The organism is Catenulispora pinistramenti (assembly GCF_018274385.1).
In the GTDB taxonomy this organism is placed as follows: domain Bacteria; phylum Actinomycetota; class Actinomycetes; order Streptomycetales; family Catenulisporaceae; genus Catenulispora; species Catenulispora pinistramenti.
The window spans coordinates 21,862-48,606 of the sequence record NZ_JAAFYZ010000036.1; the positions used below are offsets into that span (position 1 = coordinate 21,862).

At 71.0% G+C, this 26,745-nt stretch carries 23 protein-coding genes; 14 read left to right on the forward strand and 9 right to left on the reverse strand.

Translation table 11 applies throughout. The features are described from left to right. Positions 1-219 precede the first annotated feature (219 nt). The 13 genes from KGQ19_RS13315 to KGQ19_RS13375 all read left to right on the forward strand — a co-directional run bounded on the left by KGQ19_RS13315 (position 220) and on the right by KGQ19_RS13375 (position 14,268). On the forward strand, positions 220-1,257 hold the full coding sequence (locus tag KGQ19_RS13315; RefSeq protein WP_212009425.1) for an amino acid--tRNA ligase-related protein: 1,038 nt from the start codon (positions 220-222) through the stop codon (positions 1,255-1,257). A gap of 115 nt (positions 1,258-1,372) precedes the next feature. Beyond that, on the forward strand, positions 1,373-1,810 hold the full coding sequence (locus KGQ19_RS13320) for a hypothetical protein (protein ID WP_212009426.1): 438 nt from the start codon (positions 1,373-1,375) through the stop codon (positions 1,808-1,810). A 3-nt stretch (positions 1,811-1,813) separates the two neighbouring features. Then, positions 1,814-3,058 (forward strand): hypothetical protein, encoded by a 1,245-nt coding sequence (locus tag KGQ19_RS13325; protein WP_212009427.1) that lies wholly within the window; start codon positions 1,814-1,816, stop codon positions 3,056-3,058. A gap of 1 nt (position 3,059) precedes the next feature. After that, entirely contained in the window at positions 3,060-4,562 is a 1,503-nt protein-coding gene (locus KGQ19_RS13330; RefSeq protein ID WP_212009428.1) for a methionine--tRNA ligase, read from the forward strand. Beyond that, entirely contained in the window at positions 4,559-5,578 is a 1,020-nt protein-coding gene (locus tag KGQ19_RS13335; RefSeq protein ID WP_212009429.1) for a S66 peptidase family protein, read from the forward strand. Before KGQ19_RS13330 ends, KGQ19_RS13335 begins: the two co-directional genes overlap by 4 nt. Beyond that, positions 5,575-6,618: an adenine nucleotide alpha hydrolase family protein gene (locus KGQ19_RS13340; protein WP_212009430.1), complete on the forward strand. Its 1,044-nt coding sequence runs from the start codon at positions 5,575-5,577 to the stop codon at positions 6,616-6,618. The genes KGQ19_RS13335 and KGQ19_RS13340 overlap by 4 nt, the downstream gene beginning before the upstream one ends. Positions 6,619-6,645: 27 nt before the next feature. Continuing rightward, positions 6,646-7,515, forward strand: coding sequence for a class I SAM-dependent methyltransferase (locus KGQ19_RS13345; RefSeq protein WP_212009431.1), 870 nt, complete (start codon positions 6,646-6,648; stop codon positions 7,513-7,515). After that, positions 7,512-8,747 carry a pyridoxal phosphate-dependent aminotransferase gene (locus KGQ19_RS13350; protein WP_212009432.1) on the forward strand — a complete coding sequence of 412 codons (1,236 nt, stop codon included), beginning with the start codon at positions 7,512-7,514 and terminating at the stop codon, positions 8,745-8,747. The genes KGQ19_RS13345 and KGQ19_RS13350 overlap by 4 nt, the downstream gene beginning before the upstream one ends. Continuing rightward, positions 8,744-10,009 (forward strand): MFS transporter, encoded by a 1,266-nt coding sequence (locus tag KGQ19_RS13355; RefSeq protein WP_212009433.1) that lies wholly within the window; start codon positions 8,744-8,746, stop codon positions 10,007-10,009. The genes KGQ19_RS13350 and KGQ19_RS13355 overlap by 4 nt, the downstream gene beginning before the upstream one ends. Before the next feature lie 55 nt (positions 10,010-10,064). Beyond that, complete coding sequence (locus tag KGQ19_RS13360; RefSeq protein ID WP_212009434.1) at positions 10,065-11,165, forward strand: cupin domain-containing protein; 1,101 nt, start codon at positions 10,065-10,067, stop codon at positions 11,163-11,165. Positions 11,166-11,223: 58 nt separating this feature from the next. After that, the gene (locus tag KGQ19_RS13365) at positions 11,224-12,486 is read left to right on the forward strand and encodes an ATP-grasp domain-containing protein (protein ID WP_212009435.1); all 1,263 of its coding nucleotides are present in this window, start codon (positions 11,224-11,226) and stop codon (positions 12,484-12,486) included. Beyond that, complete coding sequence (locus KGQ19_RS13370) at positions 12,486-13,715, forward strand: ATP-grasp domain-containing protein (RefSeq protein ID WP_212009436.1); 1,230 nt, start codon at positions 12,486-12,488, stop codon at positions 13,713-13,715. The genes KGQ19_RS13365 and KGQ19_RS13370 overlap by 1 nt, the downstream gene beginning before the upstream one ends. A 70-nt stretch (positions 13,716-13,785) precedes the next feature. Further along, positions 13,786-14,268 (forward strand): aminoacyl-tRNA deacylase, encoded by a 483-nt coding sequence (locus tag KGQ19_RS13375; RefSeq protein WP_212009437.1) that lies wholly within the window; start codon positions 13,786-13,788, stop codon positions 14,266-14,268. Positions 14,269-14,522: 254 nt separating this feature from the next. On the opposite strand, the gene KGQ19_RS13380 is transcribed toward KGQ19_RS13375, so the two are convergent. From KGQ19_RS13380 to KGQ19_RS13390, 3 genes are all read right to left on the reverse strand, one after another. Continuing rightward, positions 14,523-14,783 carry a hypothetical protein gene (locus KGQ19_RS13380; RefSeq protein WP_212009438.1) on the reverse strand — a complete coding sequence of 87 codons (261 nt, stop codon included), beginning with the start codon at positions 14,781-14,783 and terminating at the stop codon, positions 14,523-14,525. A gap of 55 nt (positions 14,784-14,838) precedes the next feature. Next, on the reverse strand, positions 14,839-15,813 hold the full coding sequence (locus KGQ19_RS13385) for an amidohydrolase family protein (protein WP_212009439.1): 975 nt from the start codon (positions 15,811-15,813) through the stop codon (positions 14,839-14,841). A 250-nt stretch (positions 15,814-16,063) separates the two neighbouring features. Beyond that, the gene (locus tag KGQ19_RS13390; RefSeq protein ID WP_212009440.1) at positions 16,064-17,332 is read right to left on the reverse strand and encodes an alpha/beta hydrolase family protein; all 1,269 of its coding nucleotides are present in this window, start codon (positions 17,330-17,332) and stop codon (positions 16,064-16,066) included. Between the two features lie 164 nt (positions 17,333-17,496). Between KGQ19_RS13390 and KGQ19_RS13395 the strand changes: the two genes are divergently transcribed. Beyond that, complete coding sequence (locus KGQ19_RS13395) at positions 17,497-18,036, forward strand: MarR family winged helix-turn-helix transcriptional regulator (RefSeq protein ID WP_212009441.1); 540 nt, start codon at positions 17,497-17,499, stop codon at positions 18,034-18,036. A gap of 109 nt (positions 18,037-18,145) precedes the next feature. Here the strand turns inward: KGQ19_RS13395 and KGQ19_RS13400 are convergent, their stop codons facing one another. From KGQ19_RS13400 to KGQ19_RS13425, 6 genes are all read right to left on the reverse strand, one after another. Then, the gene (locus KGQ19_RS13400) at positions 18,146-21,115 is read right to left on the reverse strand and encodes a helix-turn-helix transcriptional regulator (RefSeq protein ID WP_212009442.1); all 2,970 of its coding nucleotides are present in this window, start codon (positions 21,113-21,115) and stop codon (positions 18,146-18,148) included. Between the two features lie 148 nt (positions 21,116-21,263). Beyond that, on the reverse strand, positions 21,264-23,090 hold the full coding sequence (locus KGQ19_RS13405; protein WP_212009443.1) for a carbamoyltransferase family protein: 1,827 nt from the start codon (positions 23,088-23,090) through the stop codon (positions 21,264-21,266). Beyond that, complete coding sequence (locus KGQ19_RS13410) at positions 23,087-24,022, reverse strand: holo-ACP synthase (protein ID WP_212009444.1); 936 nt, start codon at positions 24,020-24,022, stop codon at positions 23,087-23,089. The genes KGQ19_RS13405 and KGQ19_RS13410 overlap by 4 nt, the downstream gene beginning before the upstream one ends. Position 24,023: 1 nt before the next feature. Beyond that, positions 24,024-25,262, reverse strand: a complete 1,239-nt coding sequence (locus tag KGQ19_RS13415) for an acyl-CoA dehydrogenase family protein (RefSeq protein ID WP_212009445.1) — start codon at positions 25,260-25,262, stop codon at positions 24,024-24,026. Continuing rightward, on the reverse strand, positions 25,255-25,881 hold the full coding sequence (locus KGQ19_RS13420) for an acyl-CoA dehydrogenase family protein (protein WP_212009446.1): 627 nt from the start codon (positions 25,879-25,881) through the stop codon (positions 25,255-25,257). Before KGQ19_RS13420 ends, KGQ19_RS13415 begins: the two co-directional genes overlap by 8 nt. Further along, on the reverse strand, positions 25,878-26,744 hold the full coding sequence (locus KGQ19_RS13425) for a hypothetical protein (RefSeq protein ID WP_212009447.1): 867 nt from the start codon (positions 26,742-26,744) through the stop codon (positions 25,878-25,880). The genes KGQ19_RS13420 and KGQ19_RS13425 overlap by 4 nt, the downstream gene beginning before the upstream one ends. Position 26,745: the final 1 nt, after the last annotated feature.

Sequence of the window (26,745 nt, forward strand, 5' to 3'; positions counted from 1 at the left end):
CGATCGGTCCTCGGCCCGGCGGCGCGGCCGCGTCTCGCGTCGGAGTCGGAGTCGGAAGGCCCGCGACGCGATGCGGTACCGGCGCGGGCAGGTGTTCTTCCCGTTGCATTCCCGCCGGGCAACAGAGCGCGGGACCGCTACGGAGTCGGAATAGTAACCACCGTCGCCAAGCTGACCCGCATGATCTCGAAAACACAGGTTCCGGAGCGGACCGAGCAGGTGACCCCGGCGGCGCCGGTCAAGCTGGCGGACCCCGCTCCGTCGACACAACGCCGTGAAACGGATCCGGCCCAGCGTTATCTCGCGATTCTGAATGACCCGCTGTATTCCTGTCTGGTCGGCCTGCAGGATCTGGTGAGTTACGAGACGGCGCTGTTCTGGCGCGCGCGACAGGTCCGGACGCTGCATCTGCCCATCACCACCGGCTCGATCTCCTCTCCGATGGGCCTGGGCAGTGACTCGTCGCCCGTGAAGATCGACATGTTCGGGGTGCCCACCTATCTCGCCGACTCCATGCAGTTCATGCTGGAGTACGGGTGCCGCTTGACCGGCGACGGTTGCTACTACGTCATGCCCAGCTTCCGGGGCGAGCAGGCTGACGCCACTCACCTGAGCCAGTTCTTCCACAGCGAGGCCGAGATCCCCGGCGGCCTCGACGAGGTGATCGCGGTGGCCGACGAATACGTCCGCCACCTGGCCGCCGCCGTGCTGGAGCACCTGCCCGCCGAAGTCGCCGCGTCGGCCGGCGGCACCGATCACATCGAGCAGTTCCTCGCCTCCCCGAGCGCGTGCATGACCTTCGAAGAGGCCTTGCACGCTCTGGACGGCGACCCGACGTGCTTTCAGACCCATGAGGGCTGGCGCACGATCACGCGCTCGGGCGAGCGACGCCTCATCGAGCTGTACGGCCCCGGCGTCTGGCTGACCCACCACGACCAGCTTTCGGTGCCCTTCTACCAGGCCGTCGACGACACCGGCGAGCAGGCGCTCAACGCCGACCTGCTGCTCGGGCCGGGGGAGGTGATCGGTTGCGGCGAGCGGCACACGCTGGCCTCGGACGTGCGCACGGCGCTGCGCGCTCATTCGGTGCCCGAGTCCGACTACCAGTGGTACGTCGACATGAAGGACCACCGCCCGTTGCACACCAGCGGCTTCGGCATGGGCGTCGAGCGCTTCCTCATGTGGGTGTTGCGTCGCTCGGACATCAGGGACCTGCAACTGGTCGAGCGCTACAACGGCCAGATCACCGTCCCCTGAGCCGGAAGCGGAGACGGAACCCGTGATCTACATGTCCGATCACGCACCTGTGGGCTCTCCACAGGTGCGCCACATCGAGAAAAAGCCCTATGACGGGGATGACGAGGTGAAACCGGTGCCGGCACCCAGCGATGCCGCGCGCGCGGCCATGTCAGGGCTCGACGACCTGGGACTCGAGCGGCTGCTCGCCCTGCCTGCGGTCCCGCTGCCCAACGCCAGGCGGATGCGCTACCCGGTGACCGTGCGGACCAGCGTGGACGACGGGAGATGGGGCCTGCGTGCCTTCGGGACGGAATTCGACCTGGTCGATCCGTCCCGGCGAGCCTCGACGGGCGGCTGGTACTCGGTCGGGTGGGGGCTGTACGACGGCGAGGAGATCGCCGAACTGCTGCTCGTGCAGGTCCTGCGGGACGACACCGACCTGGCCGGGCTGCGTTCGGCCATCACCGGACTACTGCCTGACGCGCCGACCGACAGCACCATCGCTTCGGGCCGGTACCGGCAGGAGTTGCGATTGTGCGCGGCCATCGACCGAGCGCCCGCGGGGGTGTGAGCGGTGACGACACTTCCTTACGTGCTGGACCTGCAGGCGGCCGGGTTCATCGCCCGTTCGCCGGAGATCAAGGGCATTCCGCTGTGGCGCGGTGCGGGCATCCGCGCCGTGGACCTGCTGGTGGAGCAGTTCCTGACCGCGGTCGCCGGTCACGGCCGGCCGGCCGTGTGGCAGCACGGCTTCCTGGCCGACGCCGGGGCCGCCGACCGGGTCTTCGGCAGCTACGACAACGTCTACAACGTCCTGGACCTGCCCGGTCATCCTGATGTCCAGTTCCGGTCGGACAACATCGTCACGACCGTTGCCCGCCTGCGCCGGGAGGGCTGCCGCGGCCCGGTGGTCACGGTCGGCACGGTGATCAGGGACTCGCCCGGCAAGACGCCCGCGCTGTTCCGCGACCGCGGCATCTGGCCCGTCGTCGAGCTGAACCGCATCGTGGCGCCCGCCGACGCGCCGGCGCTCCTGGCGTCCTACGCGGCAGCGTGCGAACGGTTCCTGTCCGCGATCGGGATTCCGTCGCTCACCGTCCAGACACCGGTGCTGTCCGACTACGGCAAGCTGACGTACCTGGTGGTGGCGGTGCTGCCGAACAAACGGCCGACCGTCCTGGCCACTGTCTACGTGCTCAGCGACAAGCTGCGGACCGCGCTGGGCAGCGACGGCGACGTGCTCGACGTCGGCTTCACCGGCAAGGTCCTGGCCACCGCCGCGATGCTGCACGCTGATGCGCGCGGGCTGGCACTGCCCAGCGCGGTGGCGCCGATCCAGGTCGGCGTCACCGCGGCCGCGGCCGAGGACGTGACCGAGTGGCTGGCGCGGCTGCGGGCCGCCGGTCTGCGCTGCGATCTGGTGATCGCCGGCCGCCCGGCCCGCCGGATCAGCGCGGAGCGGGCCTGGCATCGGCGCGGCGTGCCGCTGGTCATCGGCGTCGGGCCCGGCCGCGGCTCGGTGTCGGCCGGCACCCGCCTGCCGTTGCGCCGCGACGCCCGTCGCGAACTGCCCGAACCCGATGCGGTCCGCGCGCTGCTCGCACAGTCCGACGCCCGGCTGTTCGCCCGTGCCCGGCGAGTATTCGACGCGGGGATGGCTCAGGGCTCCCATCTGCGGTCCATGTGCGGGGACTGTGCCCGCGGCGAGGGTCTGGCCGTGTTCGGCGTGCTGGTGCCCGAGGTGGCTGTCACCTGTGAGTCCTGCGGCAGCGCCGCGGGGGAGCGGCTGTTCATCAGCGACGAGGGGCGGTTCTACTGAGATGGCCACATTCCTGTCGACGACGATTCCCTACGCCAACGCCGGGCCGCATCTGGGACACGCCTTCGAGTTCGTGCAGGCGGACGCGTTCGCCCGCCACCTGTCCCGGCACGACGCCGTCTTCGTCTCCAGCGGTACCGACGAGAACGGGCTGAAGATGGTCCAGTCCGCCGCCGCCTCCGGGGAGACCACGGCGGCGATGGCGCAGCGGAATTCGGCTGAGTTCGCCCGGCTGGCCCGCACGTTGCCCCTGACCGTGGACCGGTTCGTGCGGACCAGCACCGACCTGCGGCACCGCGCTGGCGCGCAGGAACTGTGGCGGCGGATGGCGGACCGGGGCGACATCTACTCGCGCGACTACACCGGCGACTACTGCGTCGGCTGTGAGGCCTTCCTCGCGCCCGACGAACTGGTCCGCGGCCGCTGCGCTGTCCACAAGGTCAAGCCGACCGCGACCCGGGAGCGCAACTGGTTCTTCCGGCTCAGCAGGTACGCCACGGATCTCGGCGCCGCGGTGGCTGATGACCGGATCCGGATCTGGCCGCCGTCGCGGCGCAACGAGATGCTCGGCCTGATCCGCGGCGGCCTCACCGACATCAGCATCTCCCGGTCGACCGACCGGATCCACGGCTGGGGCATTCCCGTACCCGGCGACGACAGTCAGGTCATGTACGTCTGGATCGACGCGCTGACCAACTACGTCAACGCGCTCGGCTGGGCCGATGGCGACCCGGACTACGAGCGCTACTGGGCCGGCGCCCGACGCCGCATCCATGTGCTCGGCAAGGACGTCAGCCGCTTCCACGCCGTGTACTGGCCGGCGATGCTGATGTCGGCCGGGCTGCCGCTGCCGACCGACCTCGTGGTGCACGGCCACGTGCTGCTGTCGGGGCACAAGCTCAGCAAAACGCTGGGCAACGTGATCGACCCGTTCGACCTGATCGGCCGCTACGGGGCCGAGGCCCTGCGCTACCTGATGCTGGCCGAGTTCTCCCCCTGGGCGGACGCCGACTTCACCGACCAGCGGCTCGTCGCCCGCTACAACACCGACCTGGCCGGTGGGCTCGGCAACCTGGTGGAACGGGTGACCGCGATGGTCCGGCTCTACCGCGGCGGCGTCGTGCCCGGCCGCACCGCGCCGGTCGGACCGCTGGAACACGACCTGCTCGCGGACGCCAAGCGATTGTCGGCCGCGTGCGAGCAGGCCCTTGACCGCTTCGACCACCGTGAAGCCGTCTGCCGGCTGCGAGAGCTCGTGCGCGCGGTCAGCGCCTACCTCAGCCGGCGAGCCCCCTGGGCCGAGGCCGAGCCCGCCGCGCTCGACACCGCGCTGCACACGCTCATCGACGTGCTCCGCACGATCGGCGGGCAACTGGCGCCGATTCTGCCGGGCGCGTCCGAGCGGATGACCGACGCGCTCGGACTGCGCGACCGCACGGATATCGCCGGCGCCCGCGTTCAGGCCCGGCCGCGTCTGTTCCCGAGGCTGGAGCTCACCTGGTGACCAGACAACTGCCTTGCGCGCTCGGACCCGATGCCGCGATCGGCCTTTGGACGCCCGCGTCCCCCGGGCCCGCCCTGTTCCCCCGCCGCTACCGGCGCGCGCTGGCCGCCCTCGACCGGCCGGTGGTGACCACGGAGTCGACGGCGGCGAACGACGGCATCGGCGCCGCCGACCCCGGCAAGATCGCGGACGACCTGCACAAACTGCTCGTGGACGAGCGGGTCGGCGCCGTGCTCTGCACCACCGGGGGCTACACCTGCTCGGCTGTCCTGCGGCACATCGACTGGAACCTCGTCCGGGAGGCCGCCCGGCCGATCATCGGCTACAGCGACGCCACCTCAATGCTCTGGTCCACCCTCGCCCGCGCTGACCTGGTGTCCTTTCACGGGCCGATGCTGATCTCCGAGTGGGGGGAGTGGGGCGGCCCCTGGCCGGACACCGTGGCGGGCCTGTCGCGGGCGCTGAGCCCGGAGCCGGGACCGCGGCCGCTTCCGGAGCCGGAAGCCTGGACGGACGAGACCCTGTGGTGGGACCGCGAGGACACCCGCCGCCGGGCCACCCAGGCCGGCCCCTGGCGCTGTCTGCGACCGGGCACGGCCGAAGGCTGGCTGTTGCCGGGTTGTGCCAACACCGCGGCCCACCTGTTCGGTACCCCCTACCTGCCCGAGGTCGACGGGGCGCTGCTCTGCCTGGAATTCAGCGGCACGGGACCGGACCAGGTGTGGGCGTACCTGACCCAGTGGGCCGACAGCGGCCTGCTCGACCGGATCGCCGGGCTCGTGATCGGCCGCTTCAGCGGGCCGCGGGCGGCCGCGGGCGGGTCGGCCGACTATGACCGGGTCCTGCGGGCCGTGCTCGGCGACCGCGACCTTCCCGTGCTCGTCGACGTCGACTTCGGCCACACCGAGCCCATGCTCACGCTTCCGGTCGGTACCCGTGCCCGGCTGGACGCCACCGACCGTCTTCTCACCCTGCTGGAACCGGCCACCATCCCTACCGCGAGGAAGATTTCATGAGTGCTGCACAATTCGTCGACGACGACGGCACCATCGTCGTGCACACCGACCAACACCTGTGCCGACGCTGCGTTCTCCCGGAGAACTTTCCCGATGCCGACTTCGACGGCGCCGGTGTCTGCGGGTACTGCCGGGCCGAGGCCGATCGGGTCGATCATTCCCGGGCCGAGGTCGAGGCCGTTCTCACCGGGAGCCGGCCGCACGCCGCATCCGGCGACTACGACGTCGTGTTGCTCTACAGCGGGGGCAAGGACAGCTCCCTCGCCCTGATCCGACTGGTCGAGGAGCACGGCCTGCGGGTGCTCGCGCTCACTCTCGACAACGGGTTCCTGGCCCAGGTGACCGCGGCCAACATGCGCGCGGTGCTGGACAGCGTCGGCGCCGACCACATCATCGTGCGGCCGCGGCGGCGGGTCATGCACGGCGTCTACCGCTCGGCGTTGACCAGTGCGTTCGGGCCGGAGACCGTGAAGTATTCGACAGCCGCGTGTGGATCGTGCATCGGCATGGTGTTCGCCGCCGGCATGCGCACCGCCGCCTCCTACGGGGTCCCGCTGCTGGCCGGCGGCTGGACTCCGGGTCAGCTCACCAACGCCGCGTTCGTCTCCGCCGGGTTCCTGCGCGAGGTCATCGAGCGCAACCTCGACCCGGTCCGGTCCACGGCGCCGGAATTGTCCGCCGACCTCGACACCTGGACCAGGGACTCCGGCGAGTTGCCGCGCGGCCTGGTCAACCCGCTCTACGCGATCGACTACACCGAGGCCGGAGCCCTCGCGGTACTGGAGAGCCACGGTTGGGTGGCTCCCAAGGACACCGACTCCTGCTCGACCAACTGCCGGCTCAACGGCCTGCTGATCATCGATCACATCCGCAAGTACGGCTACCACCCCTACGTCTACGAGATGGCCCACCACGTCCGCATCGGCGCCATGGCCCGCGACGAGGCCCTGCACAAGCTGAGCAACGTCAACCTCCGCAGCTCGGCTGTGGGCGCGGTCGCCGTCGAACTCGGCATCCGGTCCCCGCTCTCCGTTTCCTGACTCCGCCCCGAATCCTAGGAGCGTTTCATGCATGACGTCCTGTCGGCCCCGGCCGACGCGATCAGCCGGCTCTCCGTGGCCGAGATAGCGACCTTGGACTTCTCCCGTGTCGTGGCTTTGACCAACGAGCCGAACATGCCCTCCGGCGGCGGCGCCACCGTCCGCCGCGTCCTCGAACTCGCCCCCGTCCGCCTGGGCCGTCCGGTGCTCGAAGTGGGCAGCAACACCGGATACACCACCATCGAGATGGCGAGCTGGCTCGACGCCCCGGTGACCGGACTGGACGTCAACCCGGTGTCCAACGTCTTCGCCACTGCCAAGGCCGCCGCCTACGGAATCGGCAACGCGACCTTCGTGCTCGGCGACGGTCAGGGCATGCCCTTCCCGGACGACCACTTCGACCTGGTGTTCTGTAGCAATGTCACGTCGTTCATGGACGACCACGCCAAGGCGATCAACGAGTACTACCGGGTCCTGGCCCCGCTCGGAGTCCTGGCCTCGGTGCCGATCTACTACCTCCGCACGCCGCCGGAGTCGCTGCGCGCCCGGGTCGAGGAAGCCATCGGCGTCCCGCTCCCCGTGACGAGCCGGGACTACTGGGCGGACATGTTCTCCCGGCCCGGGGTGAGCCTGATCGCCGACGAGTCCTACGAGTACGTCAGACAGAGCCCTGAGCGCATCGCCGGCTACACGGCCGCCGTGATGAGCGGGCCGCACCTGCGCGACCTGCCCGCCGACAAGCTGGCGGCGCTGCGGAACCGGCTGGCCCACTTCTACGAGCTGTTCGACGAGAACCTGTCCTACTGCGGCTACTCGATCCTGCTGTTCCGTTCCAGCCACCCGAACCCGGAACCGGTGCTGCACACCACCCGCCCGGCGGCCCGGGACACCGCGTGACCACCCGTTCGATCTCGCCGCTGGAGCGGCTCGTCGACGACACCGTCACGCCCAACCGGCTGCGCGACATGACGTGGCTGGCGAGGTACCTGGACTCGGGGTCTTCCGCGGGCGAGCCGATCATGCTGAGCCTGGGGGAGTCCTGGGGTCAGACGCCCACCGGGCTGCTCGCGGCCCTGCGCGAGGTGCCCGACTGGTCGCACGGTTATCAGCTCTCGATGTACGGCCTGCCAGAACTGCGCCAGACCCTGCGGGACTACGTGGCCGACACCCAGCGCCTTCCCCGCGACCAGTCCTGGGAACTGGCCGTGAGCTGGACCGGCACCCGCAGCGCGATGCGCGACTTCGGGGCCGGGCTGCGCCGCGGGACGATGCTGGCGGTCGCCCCCGCCTGGGACTACGCGGGCGTCTTCGAGCCGATGGGGTTCAGCCCGGCCTACGTCCCGTTCGACCCGGCCGATCACGCCGGGCCGAGCGTGGCCGCGATCGAGGCGGCCGCGGCCGCGGTGGACGACCTCGCCCTGGTCGTGATCAACGCGCAGCACAACCCGACCGGCGCCAACTGGGCGCCGAGCCTGGTCACCGCGCTGATCGACGTCGCGATCGAGCGCGGTGCCGCGATCCTCATCGACGACGCCTACTTCGGGATGTGCCCCCAGCCGGCGACGTCGGCGCTGGAGATCCTGCTCCGCCGGCTCGGCGGCCGGCCGTCCCCGGTGCCATGGCTGGGCGTGCGCTCGCTCGGCAAGCAGTTCCGCTGCAACGGCTGGGGGCTCGGCGCGGTGATAGCCGAGCCGGACCCGCTGGACGATCTGGTCAACGAGGTGCGGCCGCAGCACACATTCAACTACGCCATCCACCTTCAGTGGGCATTGGCGCGATGGCTGGCCGATCGCGCGGACGTGGCCGCCTATCTCACCGATCAGCAGGCTGCGACGACGTTGAAGCGGTCGGCCGTCCTGAGCTGGCTGCCACCGTCGGTACGCCGACGGACGATCGCCGGCCCAGCGGCACCGTACCTGCTCTACCCCGCGCCGCCGGGCCTCACGGTCGAGGAGTACCTGCGGCGCGCGGCGGTCGAGTGCGGTGTCCTGCTCTCCGATGCGTGGCCGCTCGCCCGGGTCGCTGACGCCGAGTCCACCGGCTACGTCCGGCTCTACCTGGGGCCGGCGCTCGCCACGCTCGAGGACGCCAGAGATCGCCTGTCCGCGGCGGGGCTGTGGCCGGCATGAGCGTCGAGGCAAAGGGAAGGTCGCCCGGGTCGCCCGGGTCGGTCCGGGGCGCCCGGCCGCCGGCGGTCTTTCCGGCCCGGCTGGGTGCCGCGGTCCTGGCCGACGGCATCGGCACCGGCATGTTCATGCCCTTCAGCGTCCTGTACTTCGTGCACGTCGTCGGCCTGCCCCTGTCCGACGTCGGAGGCTGCCTGACGGCGGCCGGCCTGCTGGCGCTGCCCGCGTCGATGCTGACCGGTTCGCTGGTCGACCGCAGGGGCTCCCTGCCGTTCGTGGTGGGGGGCGACCTGCTCGGCGCGGCCGCGTTCATCGCCTACCTGTGGGTCCGATCCGCCTGGGAACTGGTACTGGTCGCCTTTGTCGCCGCCCTCGGCCAGGCCACGGTGCGGACCGCCGGCACCGCGCTCATCGCCGCTATGGCCGAGCCCGGGCAGCGGGCCGTTTGGCTCGCCCGGCAGTCGGCCGCTCGCAACGCGGGCTACGGCGTGGGGGTGCTCGCCGGGACCTCGCTGGTAGTCCTCGGCAGTCACACCGCCTACCTGCTGCTCGCGGGCATCAACGCGGCCAGCTACCTGGTGGCGGCGGTGCTCCTGGGCCGACTGCCCGGCGCCGGGACATCGGCGGGGCCGCCGCCGGGCATCCCGTCCGCGACGGAGGAGGAGCCCAGTTACGGCTCGGTGTTGCGCGACCGCCGCCTGCGGCTTCTGAGCCTGGCCGGACTCGGCCTGGTCGTGTGCATGAACGTGCTCCCGGTTCTGCTGACCACATACCTGACTGCTGTCCTGGGGCACTGGGTCTTTCTCGGCGGCCTGGCGATCGCGGGCAACACCGTGATCGTGGTCGCGGCCCAGGCCGCACTGACTCGCCGGGTCCAGAGGTTCCCCGAGGTACGCGTGGTCCAGGCGGCTGCGGCGGCCTGGAGCCTGGGCTTCCTGTGCCTGTGGATACTCAGCGCGGTGCCCTGGTGGGGAGCCGCCCTCGGGCTGCTCGCAGCGGTCGCCTCGCTGACGCTCGCGGAAATGCTGTACGGCCCGACCGTGGGCGCCCTGGCCGCACAGCTCGCCCCGGTCCGGGCGCGAGGCCGCCACCTGGGCGTGTTCTACCTCTCCTGGAGCCTGGGCAGCGCCATCGCCCCCGCGGTGCTGACCTGGCTGCTCTCCGAGGGCCACCAGTGGCCGTGGATCGTCCTCATCGCCGTGTGTGCGGCCTCTGCGACGGCACTCGGCCGGATCCAGGAGCGGACCGCGCCCTTGACGACCTAGAAGTCCGCTCGCCGTACGACCCAGACCACTCACTCCATCGGAAAGGCTGAAATCCATGACCATCGTATGGTCCGACCCCGAGAACCACGACCGGCTCACGCTGCTCGGCTCGCGGGACGCACTGTCATCGGGATGCCGGGACGACGGCATCCCGGAGGCGATCACCGGCATCCTGGCCGGACCTGAGCAGGGCAGGACCGATGCGACCGGGGCGCTCAAGCAGCTCCAGGAACTGCTTGAGCAGATCCGGCACACGCCGGAGGGCGCGGCCCGGGTGGAGCGCATGAACGCCTTCGTCCGCACGCTGGGCCAGGCCGACAACCTCGCTGCCTTCCTGGAGCTGATGCGGGCCTCGATCCGGTCTGCGCGGCCGTCGGATCACGAGATCACGGAGCGGTCCCGGGCCAGCCGCGCGCACTGCATATACGGCTGGTCCGGCCAGTCGCTGCTGCTGGCCTCGGAGATGCACCCGCTCCCGAGCACGTCGCCCGCGGGTGACGGCGTCGAGGAGATCATGGGCTCCGCGCTCGCGGAGTGGGTTGCCAGCATTCACGTCTGGCAGCCGAACCCGGAGGCGCAGGGTTTCGAGTCGGTCAAGCGGTTCGAGCCGAACGCGATCGTCGAACCGCCGCATTCGCACCCGTTCTCGTTCGTCTCCTACGTCTCCGTCGGGGAGATGCGCCAGTCGATCTACGAGGAAGCCGACGGGCCGGCTCCGGCCGGGTCCGCCGATCGCTATCAGGATGTCGATCTCGAGCGGGTGGACGGAGTCTGGCCGCCTCATCAGGAGTATGTGCGCAGCCGTCTGCGGACGACTGAGGACCGCCTCCTGCTGAAGCAGGGGCAGAGCTACTTCATGCCGCCGGACATGATCCACGACGTCGAGGTGGACCGGGCCGCCGCGGTCGACCGTCCGGCGATCACCTTCTTCCTGCGCGCCGAGACAGTCCAGGTCCCGAAGTCCTACATGGTGCCGTCGATGGCGGATTTTCATCGCGACAATCCCGAGCTCACCAGCCGGGCGAAGTCCCTGGCCCCGGAGGAATGGGACGCCATGCTCGAAGCCATGGCCCGCTACCTGCGAGGAGACGCCGACCATCTGCGGCTGGGCGAGGTCTTCGAGTGCGGCAGTTCGTACGCCTTCCTGAACGTATAGCCGCCACCGGCAGGGCGGACGTCGGCCTCCGCCCGGAAATCCACGAATGGAGCGATAAGTGACCGCAGTCGAAAGCGAAGGGTCGGTCGTACTGTGCAAGTGGCAGCCAGAACTCGGCCGGGAGCTCCTTGAGCGTACCCGGGTGCACGTCGTCCTCGACGACTACGACATCGCGCATAACGCGATCGACGATGTCCTGCTGGCCAAGGCCGCCACGGTTCACCGGGTGAGCACGTTCAACGCCCTCGAAGAGCTGGCAACCGTGGCGGTGTCGATTCTGACGCAGGACCCTGAGGTGTCCCGGGTCGTGAGCTTCGCCGAGTTCTCCCAACTGGGCGCGGGCTATCTCGCAGAGCTGCTCGGCGTCGGGCCACCGGCCCTGGCCTCGGTCGCCGGCCGCGACAAGAGGCTGATGAAGCGGTTGGTGGCCGCGGCCGGCGTGCCGACAGCGGACTTTCATTCGCTGCCGGATCCGAAGGACGAGACCGCTGTGGCGGCGTTGGCCGGCCAGCTCGACTTCCCCGTTGTCGTGAAGCCCGCCGCCGGATTCGGGACGATGAGCACGCTCCGGGCAGACGGCGCGGCGCAGTTCCGCGAACTGTGCCGGTCCTTCCCCTACGAACCCGTGCTGGCCTCGCGGCAGCTCATCGTCGAGTCCTTCGTGGACGGCGAGGAGCTGCACGTCGACGCCTACTGGGATGCGGACGGGCCGCACTTCCTGTTCGTCTCCCGCTACTTCGCACCCCGCCTGGCGGTCCAGCGCGGTGAGTGCCCCCTGGACGGGGGAGAGCTGCTCTCGCCCACAGACCACGCCGAGTTGTATGCCGAGTTGGAGGTGCTCACCGCCCGGGTCATGGGCGCCCTCGGGGTGACCGGGACAATGATCCACCTGGAGGTCTTCCGGCAGGCCGACGGCCGGATCGTCTTCTCTGAGATCGCCACGCGGGTCGGCGGCGGCTGGGTTTCCGGCCTCATCAGCCAGGGACTGGGCAGAAGTATCTGGACGGTCCTCGCCGATCTGGCGATCGAGGGCCGAACCGGGCCGCCGCGACCGGTGGCGCCGTACATCGGCGTGGTCCATCTGCGGCCGCAGGCCCCCGGCCGCGTCGTTCAGATCCCCACCGTCGCTGAAGTGATGGCCATTCCCGGGGTGTTCCAAGCCCAGGTCTGGCCCGCGCTCGGTGATGTCCTCGCCATGCGTCACCCGTCGGAGTGGGTGGTGTTCGCCTACATCGGTGCCGACAGCCCGACAGCGCTCGACGCTCTGGTCCGGGAGGTCGCACAGCGCCTCAGTGTGCGCACCGTCCCCGTGGAGTCGTGATGGAGCCTCCCACTCAGGCAATGTGCTCCCACCCGCGCACGGCGTTGCTGCTCTCCGCCGAACTCGCCGGGGGTGTCGCCCGCCTCAGCGCGGCGCTGCGGCGGCGGGGTTGGCGGGTCGTCCTGGTCTCCGAGATGGATGACGACCCCAATGCCGTGCTGTGCGACGGCCACGTCGTCGTCGACTGGAACGCCTCCGATGAGGACGTCATCGCGACAGTGGCGCGGGCCGGCGTCCGGCCGACCGCGGTAGTCAACATGGTGGAGTCGCTGATCCTTCGGCGCGCCGCGCTCCTGGACCACTTCGGCCTGGCAGATCCCAGCAGGGGTCTGGCCCGGCTCATGGACAAGGCCGCCGTCCGCCGAGCTGCCGATGCCGCCCGCGTCTTCCCGCTGCGGTGGACCGACGGCTCGATCGCGGAACTCAGGGCCGCGCCCCCGTCGCGGTATCCGGTCGTGGTCAAGCCGGCTGTGGGCGGCGGCGCCTCGCGCGAGGTCCACCTCGTGCGCTCCCGAGACGAGTTCGACCGGGTCATGGCGGGGTTGCGGGAGGTGCGCGGCTCGGATCGGTTCCTCGTCGAGGAATACCTGACAGGACGGGAGTTCTCCGTCGACGGATATGTCCGCGACGGTGAATTCGTCAGCGTCTTCGTCGCGGACAAGCCCGACCACGACTCGGCCCGGTTGCATGACCGGGGGCTGCGGATATCACCCCCAACCGGCGTGTCGGCCGATTCCATCGCCCGATTCCTGGCGGAACTGCAGATCCTGCTCTCCGCGCTGAGCCTTGACGGGGTGTGGCTGCACATCGAAGGGCGGATGGCCGATCGGAAGCGGGCCGGGCTCATCGAGATCAATCCACGGCCCGGCGGCGGTCTCTACCCCGCCGCGATCCGGCACCGCACCGGCGTCGATCCAGTCGAGGCCGCCCTGGACCTGGCCATCGGGTCCGCGCCGGAGACGGGGCACGGAGGGCTCAGTGCCCCCGTCGCCATCGTTCCCGTCGAGGCTGACGTGCCAGGCATCGTCCACTGCCGCACCACCGTCGCAGACCTGCTGGCACTCGACGGTGTCGTCGACGCCTACATCATCGACGGCTACCGCGTCACATCACTGGCCAAGGAGAACTTCTTCGCCGCGGTCATGGTGACGGGACAGGGCGAGGAGGAACTGCGAAAGCACGCATCCACTGCCCTTTCGGTGCTGGACTACCAGATCCTCCCGCCGTGACCAGCCGTTTCACGCGGCACCGGCTCCGGCGGCGGATATCTGAACAACACTCGAAGGAGATCTGCTCATAATGAGTGCCAACCTAATGATGCGGTCGCAGGTGGCTGCCGACCCCGTCTCGCCGATGACCTGGCTGCGGGTCTTCGAACTCCCTTGTGAAGTAGTGAGCTGCCGGGAGGCCGCAAACGCCAAAGGATTCCCTCTCCGACACGAGCTGAAGTCGCTCATTCTGAAGACGGACGAGGGCTTTGCCGTAGTTCATCTCTCAGGCAGCGAATTCCTTTCCCTGCGCCAGGTGAAGCGCTTCCTGAAATCCGACCAGGCGCGACTCGCCACCCCCCACGAGACTGCCTCCCTCGGGGCCCGGCCCGGCGCCGTCTCACCCTTCTTGCCGAACCTGTGGAGGCTCCCCCATCTCATAGACACCGATCTCCTCACCCTGACCTGGGTGTCTACCAACAACGGCACGCTGAACAGCTACATCGTGTTTGATCCCATCCTTCTGTCTCGGGCTGAAACGTCGTCTACCGGGCAATTTCGCAGAATCGAATGAGGCGCGGCGCCAGCCTCGAACCTGAGGGTGCCGAGAAGTCCGTCCATGCAGGTCAGGCGATCAGGCGGTATTCGTGACGGGGCGACCGTGATGCCGAGGCCGGCCAGTTCCCCGGCGATCCGGCGGTAGCCCCAGGCTTCGTTGCCGCGGGCCATTCTCAGCACCAGGGCTTTGATGCTCCGGCAGGTCGCGGGCCCGGCCCCTGGGCTTGGATCTCGCGGCCCATCGTCGGCGTAGGATGTCGCGGCGCCAGCTCAGGAAAGTGCTGGGGTGACGATTAGCCGTAGCCGGTCGTGCCGCGCCTTGGGTATCAGGCCGAGCAGGGACGCGATCAGGGCCCGGTCGGCGCTTCGTAGCGCAAGCGGATGACCAGGCTGGACGGACTTCTCGGCACCCTCAGCCGGATGGCGGCGTACCGCGAACGCCGACGGGATGCCAAACGGGCCGCCTGATCTGGATGCTTGCCCCATGCCGTCGCATGCTGCCGCAGTCACCGGCTTCAGTACCAACGTCATGGGGCACTTGTGGCTGTCACGGACTTTGCCTGCCGCGGACCTTGCCTGAGGTTGATCAGAGCTCGATACCGTAAAGCGCCGCCGCGTTGCCGTAGCTGAACTTCCGCCGGTCCTCCTCCGAGGTGAAGTGTCCGACGAAGGCGGTGATTTCGTCGTGGGTCGGGTGCTGGAACGGGTAGTCAGTCGAGAAGATCAGTCGGTCGACGGTGGTGACCGTCAGGGCGTGCCGCAACAGTGCCGGGTTCAGCATGCCGGAGGCGGTGATGTAGAAGTTCGACCGGATGTAGTCCGACACCGAGCGCTGGAGGCCGGCGATGCGAGACAGGCTGTTGGCCCGGTCCAGCCAGAACAGCAGCATCTCGCCCCAGTGCCCGAGCACCACCTGAAGCTTCGGGTGCCGGTCGAACGTGCCGCGCAGGATCAGGCGCAGCGCCGCGGTGCCGGCGTCCATGTGCCAGCCCCAGCCGAACGTGGCCAGCGCCAGATCGGTCATGGCGTCGAAGCCGCGGTAGGAGGCGTCGCGCAGCGCGTCGGAGGGGATCTGCGGGTGGATGAACACCGGCTGTCCCAGCTCCGCCGCGGCGGCGAAGAAGTCCTCGTACGCCGGGTCGTCCAGGAAGCGGTCGCCGGAGCGGCCGTAGACCATGGTGCCGACGTGCCCGGCTCCCGCGGCCCGGGCGAGCTCGTCGGCGACGTGCTCCGGTGAGGACATGGGCAACGTCGACAGCGCGCGGAACCGGCTCGGCTGGCCGGCCACAGCCGCGGCGGCCAGGTCGTTCGCGGCACGGCTGAGCCGCACGGCCTGCTCCGGGGGCAACGGCTGGGTGCCGGGAGGCGTCAGAGCGAGAACCGACACGTCGATCCCCTGGGCGTCCATGGCGGCGATCCGCCCGGCGCCCAGGTCTTCCAGGCGCTGAAGGTTATCGCCCATCTCGTTGAAAACGAGACTTTCGTCCGGGCGCGGCACAGCTTTGAGGGCGGCGGTCAGATCGGGGGTGATCCAGTGCTCTTCGATGGCGATGAGCGTCATGTCGCAATCCTTGTCCAGAAGTTGTCGGAAACCAGGTACTACCAGGGCACTGTATGACCCGAGCGGTGCGGGTGCGGCGGTGCGGGCCGTGCGCTGCCGTGCGCTGCCGTGGGTATGACGGTGGCCGGCTGGTCTTCGGACCGGCCGGCCACCGGCTTGGCTTGATGACCTTGAACATCAAGCCGAGTGCTGTCAGATCGTGCGTGCCCGTCAGGGCGATCACCGCATGGGGAACGTGGCTGCCGTCGTTTCAGGACCGGGACGCCAGCGCCTGATCGAGCCACGCGAAGGCGATCTGCCCGGCACCGGGTTCTCCCATGTGCGGGCGCCCGCCTCGCACGACCAGGTCCGTATGCGTGGCGTCGCCGCGGGTACCGGCGAGGAAGCAGTCCTCGATCGGGAAGATCGTGTCCTCCGTCCCGTTGATGATCAGCAGCCGGCAGGCCGGTGCGTCCAGCACGCCGGAGTCGACGAGGCTGAACCGGTGGGCGTCGGCAGTGTAGGCGGCCACCGCCGCCGCCGGGTCGGCGTCGCGATAGCCGAACTTGTAGGCCAGCGCCTCGGCCAGATCGAAGGGGTACTCCATCTGGTTCTGCGCGCCGATCCATTCGGCGTCGAACATGCGGTGGCCCCCGCCGCCCTGTGCCACCGCCGCGAACAGCTGGTCGGCGTGGGTGTGCGCGGCGCGCTGCACGTAGTACCCGCCGGTGCTGACCCCCCAGGCGAGGATCGTGGCGGGGTCGAAGCCGGACTCGGGGGCGCTGTCGGCGACCCAGTCGAGGATGCTGCTCATCAGGCGGTCGGCGGAGGCCGGGTCGCTCGGCGCCGCGGGGCAGTCCCCGGTGCCGGGGATCTCGAAGGCCAGCGTCGCGAAGCCGTGGTCTATGAGTGCCTGGACGCGCGGCCCCTGGTCGGTCCGGTAGCCGTCCAGACCGCAGATGTACAGCACCACGGGCCACCCGGCCTCGGGCCGCGGTCCGTGGGGCACCCGCAGGTAGACGGGGATGTCGGTGTCGTAGTCGCCGGCGGCGAAGTCGGCGTGCTTGAACGGGATGGCGACGGGCACGACCGGCGATTCCATCAGTCGGCCGCCCTGCTCGTAGGCGGCCTTGCCCTTCTCCCATGCCTCCTGGCCCAGCGGCGAGCGGACCACGGGGAACCTTGCGGTCCGGTAGACGGCGGCCGCGCGCAGGAACAACTCCCGCGCCCGGTCGGTCTCGCCCCGCTCCGCCGCTGCCCGCGCCTCGTCGGCGAGGCGGTCGCCGGCCGGGAGGAACGGCCGGGCGAAGTCGTCCTGGCGGGACAGGAAGGCCGGGTCGTCGCCGGAGACCGCGATCAGTTCGGCGAAGATCGGCTCGAAGTCCGCCAGCCGTCCGTCTTCGAACGGGTAGACCTCGGCGGCGCACGGCCCCCGCCACTTCTGCTCCCACAGCGCCGATACCGACTCGTGGTGCGGGAAGTAGGGGAAGCCGTCGCGGAGAGTCTCGGTGCTGGACTGGACGTGGAATGGCGTGGACATGGCTGTTCTCCCGGTCGAAGGGCTCAGGGCGCTGGGAGTTCCGAGATGTGCTTAGAACTCGAAGCAAGTCCCACCATAGCTTGCTTTGAATCCGAAGCAATAGCGGGTGCCGAAGTGACGTACGTCATAGTGATGCTTTGAATTCGAAGCGATATGCTGGCCGGATGACCGAGAGCCGTCCCGACCCCGAAGCCCGGCCCGGTGGCGACGAGCCGCTGAACCCGGCCGAGCTGAAGACGCTGATCGCGCTCATAGAGTCGGTCACCGTGCTCCAGTACCGGCTGGAGCAGCAGTTGCGGGAGATCGCCGGCGTCAGTTTCGTGCAGTTCCAGCTCCTGGTCCGGCTGCGCGACGCGGGCGGGACGCAGACCATGACCCAGATGGCGGACGGCGTGGTCTACAGCCGCAGCGGGATCACGTATCAGGCCGGGCTGCTGGAGAAGGCCGGGCTGATCACCCGCGGCCCGGACCCGGACGACGACCGCGTGAGGGCCGTCGCCCTCACCGACGCCGGCCGCGCGCTGCTGGACGAGGTCCTGCCCCCGCACGTGGGGCTGGCCCGCCGCCTGCTCTTCGATTCGCTGACCGGCGACGACCTGCCGCGGCTGGCCGAGATCATGGCGAGGGTCCGCGACCACATGCAGGCCCAGCCCTCCCGCTCGGCCACGACGGTACGGCGCCGCCGCGACGACGCCGGAGCGTGACGCTGTCGCCGAAACCGTCAAGAAGCTATCGGATCGGGAGGAACTCCGAAAGGGAAAGCGACAGCGTCAGAGCTCCGTTTCGGCTGCGTCAGGGCTCTGCGTGATCGTGTCAGTACTCTGTGGCCCGCCGCACCTCGCGCAACACCATCCCGGCGACGGCAGTGCGTGAGGAGACTTCAAGCTTGGCGAATATATGGGACAGGTGAGTCTCGATCGTCTTCTCGGCGAGTCGCAGGCGCCTGGCGATCTGCCGGTTGGTCAGGCCGTCGCTGACCAGCACGGCTACCTCCTTCTCGCGCCCCGTCAGGGCGGCTATCGCCGATTCCGGTTCGGATTCGGGTCCGGGGCCGGATTCCGGCTTGGCGGGGGCCGCGGCCCCCGGTCCCGGCTCCCGGCGGGTCCGGGTGGTGTGGTCGGCCAGACGGAGGGCTCCATAGGCTTGCGCGTCTTGCCGGACGCTCTGGAGTTCCGCGGCGGCACGTTCGGCGTCGCCACTGGCGGCCAGTGCCGACCCGACGAGGATGCGCGCGCGGAGCTCGTCGATCACCATCCCCGACTCCTGGAACATGCGCAGCGCGGCTCGGGCCGGCTCCAATGCGGCGGCGGGAGCGCGTTGTGCTGCTACCTGCGCCTGCGCGAGCAGGGCCAGGCCGCAGCGTCCGGGCAGGCCCAGGTCCGCCGCGCTGCTCAGCGCCCGGTCCGCCCACGACTGCGCCTCCTCTACGTGCCCCGCGCAAAGGGCGACGCGGGTGAGGAGTTCGTACCACTCCACGCGTGACCAGGGGGCGATGCGCTCCAGTTCGGGGAGGCCGCCGGCGCGGATCGCCGCCAGGCAGGCTTCGGTGTCGCCGGATTCCAGGCAGTGCTCGGCCCGGATGAACGTCAGGACGGACTCGAACCAGTCCTCGACGACGCTCTGGCCGGGTTCGGCGGGGCGGGATGCCGGATCGGGCTTCCGGGTCCAGGCGCGAGCCCACCGATAGAGCACGAGCGCCCCGGCCCGCTGCTCGCCGCTGCCGGAGAGCTGCGCGAGGTCGACGGCGTCCTCGGCGCAGCTCGTCGCCTCTGCCAGGCGGCCGACGGAGCGCAGGATCAGGAAGCGGGCCACCAGCGGATGGGGCAGTGCCAGGAACTGCTCCCGGGCGTGAGCCAGGGCCAGCGCGCGATCTATGTGGCGCAGCGCGTCGTGCGGGCGTTCCAACAGCAGCTCGCCCCAGCCCACCCAGACCGCCGCGTCGAGGCGCTCGGCCAGTTCGGAGTCCAGCAGGCCGTCGACGATCGCCGCGCCTTCCTCCAGGTACTTCGCCGTGTCCCGCACGTCGCCCCGCAGGCACGCCGCCACCGCCTGCAGCCCGAGCGCCGCGGCCTGCAGGCCCGGGAGGCCGTGCTTGCCGGCGGTGCCCTGTGCGCGGCGGGCGAGGTCGCGGGCCGCGGCGATGCCGCCGGCCATCAGCTCGCTGCTCGCGCGCTCGAACTCCAGCATCGCCAGCTCCGCGGTGTCCGAACCGGCGTGCGCGGATATCTCCCGGTCCAGCAGCGCGTTGGCCTCGGTGTGCCGACGGAGCAGCCGGTTCATCATGGCGCAGAAGGCGACCGCCTCGGCCCGGGGGCCGCGCGGTTCGTCGGGGAGATGGCACAGGACCTCGCGCAGGACATCGCGGCTCGCCGCCGGGTGTCCGGAGACTCCGAGCGCCGTACCCAGCCGCAGCGAGAGCTCCAGCCGGCGCGGTGAGCGCTGGTAGTTGTCGGGGACCAGCCGCAGCGCCGCGGTCAGCCACCGGGCGGCGGTGGCCGGTGCCTGCCAGCGCACCGCTTCGGCGGCTTCGGCCAGGACCTCCAGCGCGGCGAGGTCGCCGGGCCCTGCGATCCGCTCGACGTGATGGGCACGCACGACGGCGCTGTGCCCCTCCAGTTCCATCACGACGGCCGCCCGGGCGTGGGCTCCCAGCAGCCAGCCGGGTTTGGCGCTGTCGTAGACCACGCGGTGCACCAGCGTGTGCCGGAACGCCAGCTCGTGCGTACCCGCCGCCGGGCGCACCAGGTCCCTGGCGGCGAGTTCGTCGATGGCCGGCAGGGCGCGAGTTTCCTTGAGCCCGGCGATGGCCGCGGCGAGCTTGGGGGAGAAGGACTCGCCCAGGACGGCGCCGCTGCGCGCCATCAGTTGCGCCGCGTCCGTCAGCGCGTCGAACTCCGCCAGCAGGACGGCCTCCACCGAGTGCGGCAGCTTGTCCCGGGACCAGCCGGAGCCGGCCGCCGGGACCTGCGGGTCGCAGGAGGACAGGGCCTTGAGATAGAAGGGGTTGCCCTGGCTCTCCCGGTACAGCGTGCGCCGCCAGCCCGCGGTCCCGCGCTCGCCGAGCAGGCGCTCCATGTCGCGTTCGGCCAGCGGCCCGAGGTGCAGCCGTTCGTGCGTCCAGGCCGTCCCGACCAGCGCGGCGCGCAGCCGGGCCGAGATCTGGCGCGGCCGGTAGGCCAGGACCAACAGCAGCGGAATCGGAACCGGGCGGCGCACCAGCTGGGCGATGATCTCCAGGGACTCCTCGTCGGCGTGGTGCAGGTCGTCCAGCGCGAGAACGAGTGTCGGCCGGGCCTTGGCCCGCAGCAGTTCCTGCATCGCGCGGTACACACGGTGCAGATCCGGCGGCGGTACGCACTCCTGGGCCGGCCCCCGCGCCGCGGCCGGCGCCGCCAGGGACGGGAACACGGTCCCCAGCAGCCGCAGGGCGCCGTCGCTGATCCCGGTGCCCAGATCGTCGACGTCGAGGCCGGCCAGCGGGTCGTCGAGGGCGTCGACGAGCAGTGCGAAGGGCCGGTCGCGGGCCGGTTCGCTGGCGGTTCCGCCGAAGACGGCCGCGCCCCGCTCGGCGGCGCGGCGCCGGACCTCGGCGAGCATCCGGGACTTGCCGATGCCCGGCTCGCCGGTCACCTCGATCACCCGGGCCAGGCCGTCCTGGAGCTGCCCGAGCATCCGGGTCAGCACGTCGAGTTCGGCCTCCCGGCCGACGAAGAGCCCGTCCGCGCCCGCGGCCGATGTCAGTGCCCTGTCGGCTCGATCCCGATCGGTCGTAACGTCCACCATGGTCCCCTCTTGTCGCGCTCCGGGGGAATGCCACGGCCCGGGTACCGGCTCAACGGTTTACGTATTTCCTCTAGTCTTGTTCTTTAAGCTCGGGATGGCTGCTTCGCTCCGGGGTTTCTCAGCCCTTTGATACAAGGGTGGCGACATATCAGCGGATCACGGCCCGGCTGTCGGCGGCGATCTCCTCGAGCACGCCGCGTACCCGCTGCTCCCATTCGGGTTTGGCGTGGACGGTGTCGCCGATGAACGCGACGTCCAGCTGCGAGGACACGAAAGTGTGGTAGGCCTCCGCGCCGTCCCGCGCCGTCGGCTGCCCCTTGACGTTCAACGACGTGTTCATCACCACCGGGACCCCGGTCAGGTGCTCGAAGCAGTCGATGATCTGCCACAGGCCCGGGACCTCCTCGGCGTGCACGCTCTGCACCCGCGCGCTCCCGTCGTCGTGGACGACGGCGGGGATCAAGTGCCGCCGCTCGGGGCGCACCGGCACGGTCACCGTCATGTGCCGCAGGTTCGCCGAGCCGGGCACGGCGAACCAGTCCGCCGCCGATTCGGCCTTGACCGCCGGGGCCAGCGGCCGGAATCCCTCACGGAACTTCACCGCCGCGTTCACCCGGTCGCGCGTCTCCCGCAGCCGCGGATCAGCCAGGATGCTGCGATGTCCCAGCGCCCGCGGCCCGAACTCCAGCCGGCCCTCGGCCCAGCCCACGATGGCGCCCGCCGCGAGCAGCGCCGCGGCGGCCCGCGGTCCCAGGCCTGAGGGCACCGGCGCGTTCCAGTACGCGGACCCGGACGGCTCGCCGGTGGCGGACACGTCCGGTCCGAGGAACGTCATGGCCGGGTACCGCTCGGCGGCCCGGCCCGGATCGGCGAACGCCAGGGCCGCGCCGACGGCGGTCCCCTCGTCCCCGGCGGCCGGCTGCACGTAGACACCGTCGACGAGCCCTGACTCACACAGCCGTCCCACGGCCACGCAGTTCAGCGCCACGCCGCCGGCCAACGCCACCGCGCGCAGCCCGGTCCGGGCGGTCCAGTGCTTGATCAGGTGCAGGAACGCCTCCTCGAGGCGTTCCTGGCCGGCCGCGGCGACGTCGAGGTGGACCTGCTCCGGCCGGGCGCCGGGCGCCAGCGCCGGGCAGCCCATGTCCCGCAGCCGCTCGCGCGAGGCGGCGAAGGTCTCCCGCGCGCGCGGGTCCCGGTTCAGGCTCAGCAGCGGGACCGAGAACGTCCCGTCCGGCCCGAGTACCACCGCCTCGGACATCGCCGCCCGGAACCGCGCCGGGTCCCCGGACGAGGCCAGGGCCATGACCTTGTACTCGTCGCTGTTCGGCCAGAACCCGAGGTGCATCGTCATGAGCGAGTAGAACAGGCCCAGGCTGCTGCGGTAGTCCAGAGCCGCCAGCCGGGACAGCTCGCCGTCCCGCCAGGCGTAGACGGTGACGGCGTGCAGTTCGCCCATGCCGTCCAGGACGACCACGAGCGCGTCCTGGAAGCCGGACGGGATCGCCGCGCTGAGGGCGTGGGCCCGGTGGTGCGCGACCGGCTGGACCGTCAACCGGCCGGCGGTCCGCGGGAAGTGCCGGTGCAGCAGTCGGGTCTGGAGCTCGGGGGCGTAGACGGTCTCGTAGCGGGTGCGGCTGTACTCCTCACCCTGCGACAGGACGCGCAGGCGTCCGTAGTCGAAGTTGTGCGCCACGGCGTCGACGTCGGCGAACTCGATCCCGGCGTGGGCCAGACAGTATTCGATCGCCTCCCGGGGGAAGGCGTGGTCGAACTTGGTCCCGGAGAAGCGCTCCTGTTGCACGGCGGCCACCAGGCGGTCGTCGACCAGCAGCGCCGCCGCTGAATCAAGTCCCTGATACAGGCGGCGCTCGCGCTCGTCCAGATCGGGGAACCGGCTGAGCTTGAGCTCCTTGGAGCCGTCCAGGCCGCTGTAGCCCAGGACGACTCGGTGCGGCCGGACAGGTCGGGTCACGATGGCTCCTCGGGGTTCGGCGCTTGGGCCGCGGACTTGGACGGGGACGAGGACGGGGACGAGGACGGGGATCGCCGGGGAGCGTCCGCGACGGCCCGGGACAGTTCGCCCACCGCGGCCTCGCTCAGCACCGCGGCCCAGGGACGAGGGGCGCTTGCGGACGGGGTCGGCGCCTGCGCCGCGAAGGACACCGCGGCGACGACGGCCCGGGACGCTGCGACCGCCTCGAGGAGCCGCTCCCGGGACCCGGGCTCGGACCGGGCGCGCAGCAGCAGCTCGACGCTGTCCAGCGCACACCGGACCGCCCAGGTGAGGGCGTCGACCGGCAGGTCCGTCACGGCCGCGCGCAGCGCTCGGGTCAACTCGGCGGCGTCGGTGTCGGTGTCGGTGTCGGCTTCGAGGGTGTCGGCTTCGAGGGTGTCGGCTTCGGCGGCGGCCGGGGAACTCGGCGCGACGTCCGGCCCGCGCGGGGCCGGCGGCAGGTCCACCCAGCCCGTGGCCACGGCTGCCACCAGGGTGTCCTTGTGCGTGATCGAGACGCGGACGTCGACGACCCCGTCGGCCCTGGCGGCGCGCAGCGCGGTACCGGACAAGGTCACCGCGGGCGCTCCGCCGGGTTCGCGCAGCACCGCGATGTCCCGGGGAAACACTCCGTCGAACAACCCGTGTCCCAGCAGTTTGAGGATCGCCTCCTTGGCGGCGAAGCGGCCGGCCAGGAACTCCCGGGCGCGGTCGGCTCCCAGCGTTGCCGCTTCGGCGCGTTCGGCCGCCGCGAACATGTGGTGCTGGAACCAGGGACGCGGCCAGAGGCGGTCGAGCTCGTCGGCCCACAGGATGTCGACGCCGAGCCGCGCCGGGCCGGCCTGCCGCATCCCGGGCGCCCGCGGACCGGCCGGCGCCTCGGCGGTCGCGGCAGCCTGAGATCGTGCCATATCAGGCACCTGCGTTCTCGGTCGCGGCGGCGGGGGAGAGCGGGGCGAGGAAGTCGCCCTTGATCAGCCCCTGGAAGACCGACAACCGGTGGATACCGCCGGTGCCCTCCATGAACTCGAAAGCCCTGGCGTCCCGGTAGACCTTCTCCAGCCAGGGGTGCTCCACCAACGACGCGGGCCCGAGCAGGTCGGCGGCGAGCATGGTCGCCTCCTCGCCGAGCTCGGCCGCCCGCAGCTTCACCGCCCCGATGCGATGGACGTTCACCACCGCGCGGTCCACGTCGGCCGCGGCGCGGTGCACGAGCCGGCGCAGGACCGCGATGCGCTCGTCGACCTCGTCGAGCCGCCACCGGGCCTGGCCCGGCAGGTTCGGCCGGTTCTGCCGGACGTAGTCGGCCGCGGCTTGGGCGATACCCATCGCCATCGCGGCCAGCCCGAGCCGCCCGCGATGCAGGACGTGCAGCGCCCCGTACAGGCCGCGGCGGCTCGGCGGCCGCTGCCGGCCCAGGATCTGCGCGGGCTCCACCGGCACGCCGGCCAGCCGGATCCGGCTGATCCGGGCCCCGCGCAGTCCGACCATCGGCAGCAGCTCGGCTTCGAACCCGGGGCTGGAGGTGTCCAGCAGCACGGCCTCGATGCCCCACGGCCCCGGCGCGCGCCGGCAGAAGACGACGCCGATCTGGGCGCGGGCGGCCGTGCCGACGTAGCGCTTCTCGCCGGTCAGGACGAAGCCGCCGTCCGCGTCGGGCGTCAGGGCCGTCTCCAGCTCGATCGCCGCCGATCCCTTGCGCGGCTCGGTCAGCCCGAAGAAGGTCCACGTCGGTCCGGCGGCGATCCGTTCGTAGTAGCGGCGCCGCTGCTCGGCGTCGGCGAGGGCCTGGACGGCCAGCCCGGACAGCGTCGGCCCGGGGGCGGCCAGCAGGACGCCCGGATCGCCGTAGCCGAACCGCTCGCCGGTGATCACCCGGCCGAGCTGGCTCGCGCCGGCGGCGAGGATCCCGGCCGGATGCCCGTTCGGCGTGCGGTACTGCGGCGGCAGGGTGCACTGGGTCTCGAAATCGATGACCGGCAGGCCCAGGTGGTCGGTGATGGCGTCAGGGTTCTGATCGACGGCTCGACCGGCCTCGCGCAGGCCGTCGGTCAGTTCCCAGCAGTAGCGGTCCAGCGGCCGCAGCCGATCGTCCAGATCGGTTCCGGCCGGCGGGCGGCCGGCCATGGACGCCCAGCCGTCGTCAGCCATGGAGGAACTCCGTTCCCGGGTGCAGGTAGACGTTTCCGACGGCTTCGGCGGCGTACAGCTCGCCCCCGGGGCCGTCGGCGAGGAATCCGCTGGCCCCGAACAGCTTCGCCAGGACGCGTCCGGCGGCGAGAAGCCGGCGGTGGGAACGCCACCGGGCGGCCGGGCCGCCTTCCTCGTCGTAAGCGTCGACGTGCTCTGCCATAGCGGTCTGCTCGGCCAGGGTGATGGCCACGTCGGCCAGGCAGGACTGGACGAGCTGCTTGGCCAGCAGGTCGCTGCCTCCTGATGTCCGCGCGCCCAGATGCGTGATCGCGAGGTCCAGCAGGCGGCGCATGCTCTGGCAGTGCAGGACCAGCAGCCCGGCGGCGAACGGGGTCGCGGTGGCCGGCGACGCCGACAGTTCGTCCTGGCTCGCCGGCCGGTGGGCGAGCCCGAACCGGGCGAACGGGTGGCCGGCGACCGACGGGAGTGCCCGGACCGAGGCCAGGACCAGGCCGGTGGGCGAGGCCACCAGGGCGCCGGGCGCGATCTGTTCGTGCAGCTCGTCGAGCCGGCGCGGATACCATAGGCCGGTCGTGGCCGCCTCGGCGATCGGCGCGGTGGTGGTGTACGCACTCATCGGGTCCTGCTTCCGCGAAGGTGGTCGGCGGCGGGGTCCGGGCCGGCGTCCGCGTGCCGGCTCAGCCAGGCCACGCAGCTACGGCCGCTGTCAGGGTCGGTGTCGCACAGGACGACGGCGTCGTATTCGGCCGACCAGGCCGGCCAGTGCCGTGCCAGGTCGAGCCACACGCTGGTGCAGTAGGAGCCGGGGCCGACGCGGACCGACGGCAGTGCGCACGCCTCGATTCGCGCCGGGTCCGTCCGGGGCCCCGCCACGAGGAGCACCCGGTCCTCCGGCAGGCCCGCGACGGCCTGCCGGATCACCGTGCCGAGCCGGTCCGCCCGCACCGGTGCCGCCGCCCGCGCCGCCCACGCCCCGCCGGAGCCCAGCACGAGCAGGACGCCCGAATCCACCTCGGGCATGTGCGTCATCGCCGGGGCCGCGTAGGGCAGGGTCGTCTGTTCCAGGATGAACAGTGCCAGCCGCGTGGCGCGCCCGGACCGGGCATAGGCCGAGGCCAGGCGCAGGGCGGTGAACGGCGACCGCAAGCCTTGTCCGGACACGGCCAGGGACCGGGCGCGCCCGCCGAGCAGATGGTTGGCGTGCGCGGACACCGTGGTCAGCGGGTGGTAGTCCGGGAGGGCGTGCGCCAGGATCAGCAGATCCGGTCGCGCCCGCGGCTCCAGGGCCGCCTGCGCGATCAGCTGCTCGGCGAGTTCGGTGAACGAGACGTTGCGGCCGTCGGCCAGCAGGTCCTCGCGCACCGGGATCCCGTACGGGGCCAGCAGATCCCGGTGGTAGTCCAGCAGCTCGCGGTCGTAGCCCGGGGGATTGCCCGCGTCGGCCGTGACGTGGATGGCACAGTCCAGCGACAGGCCCATG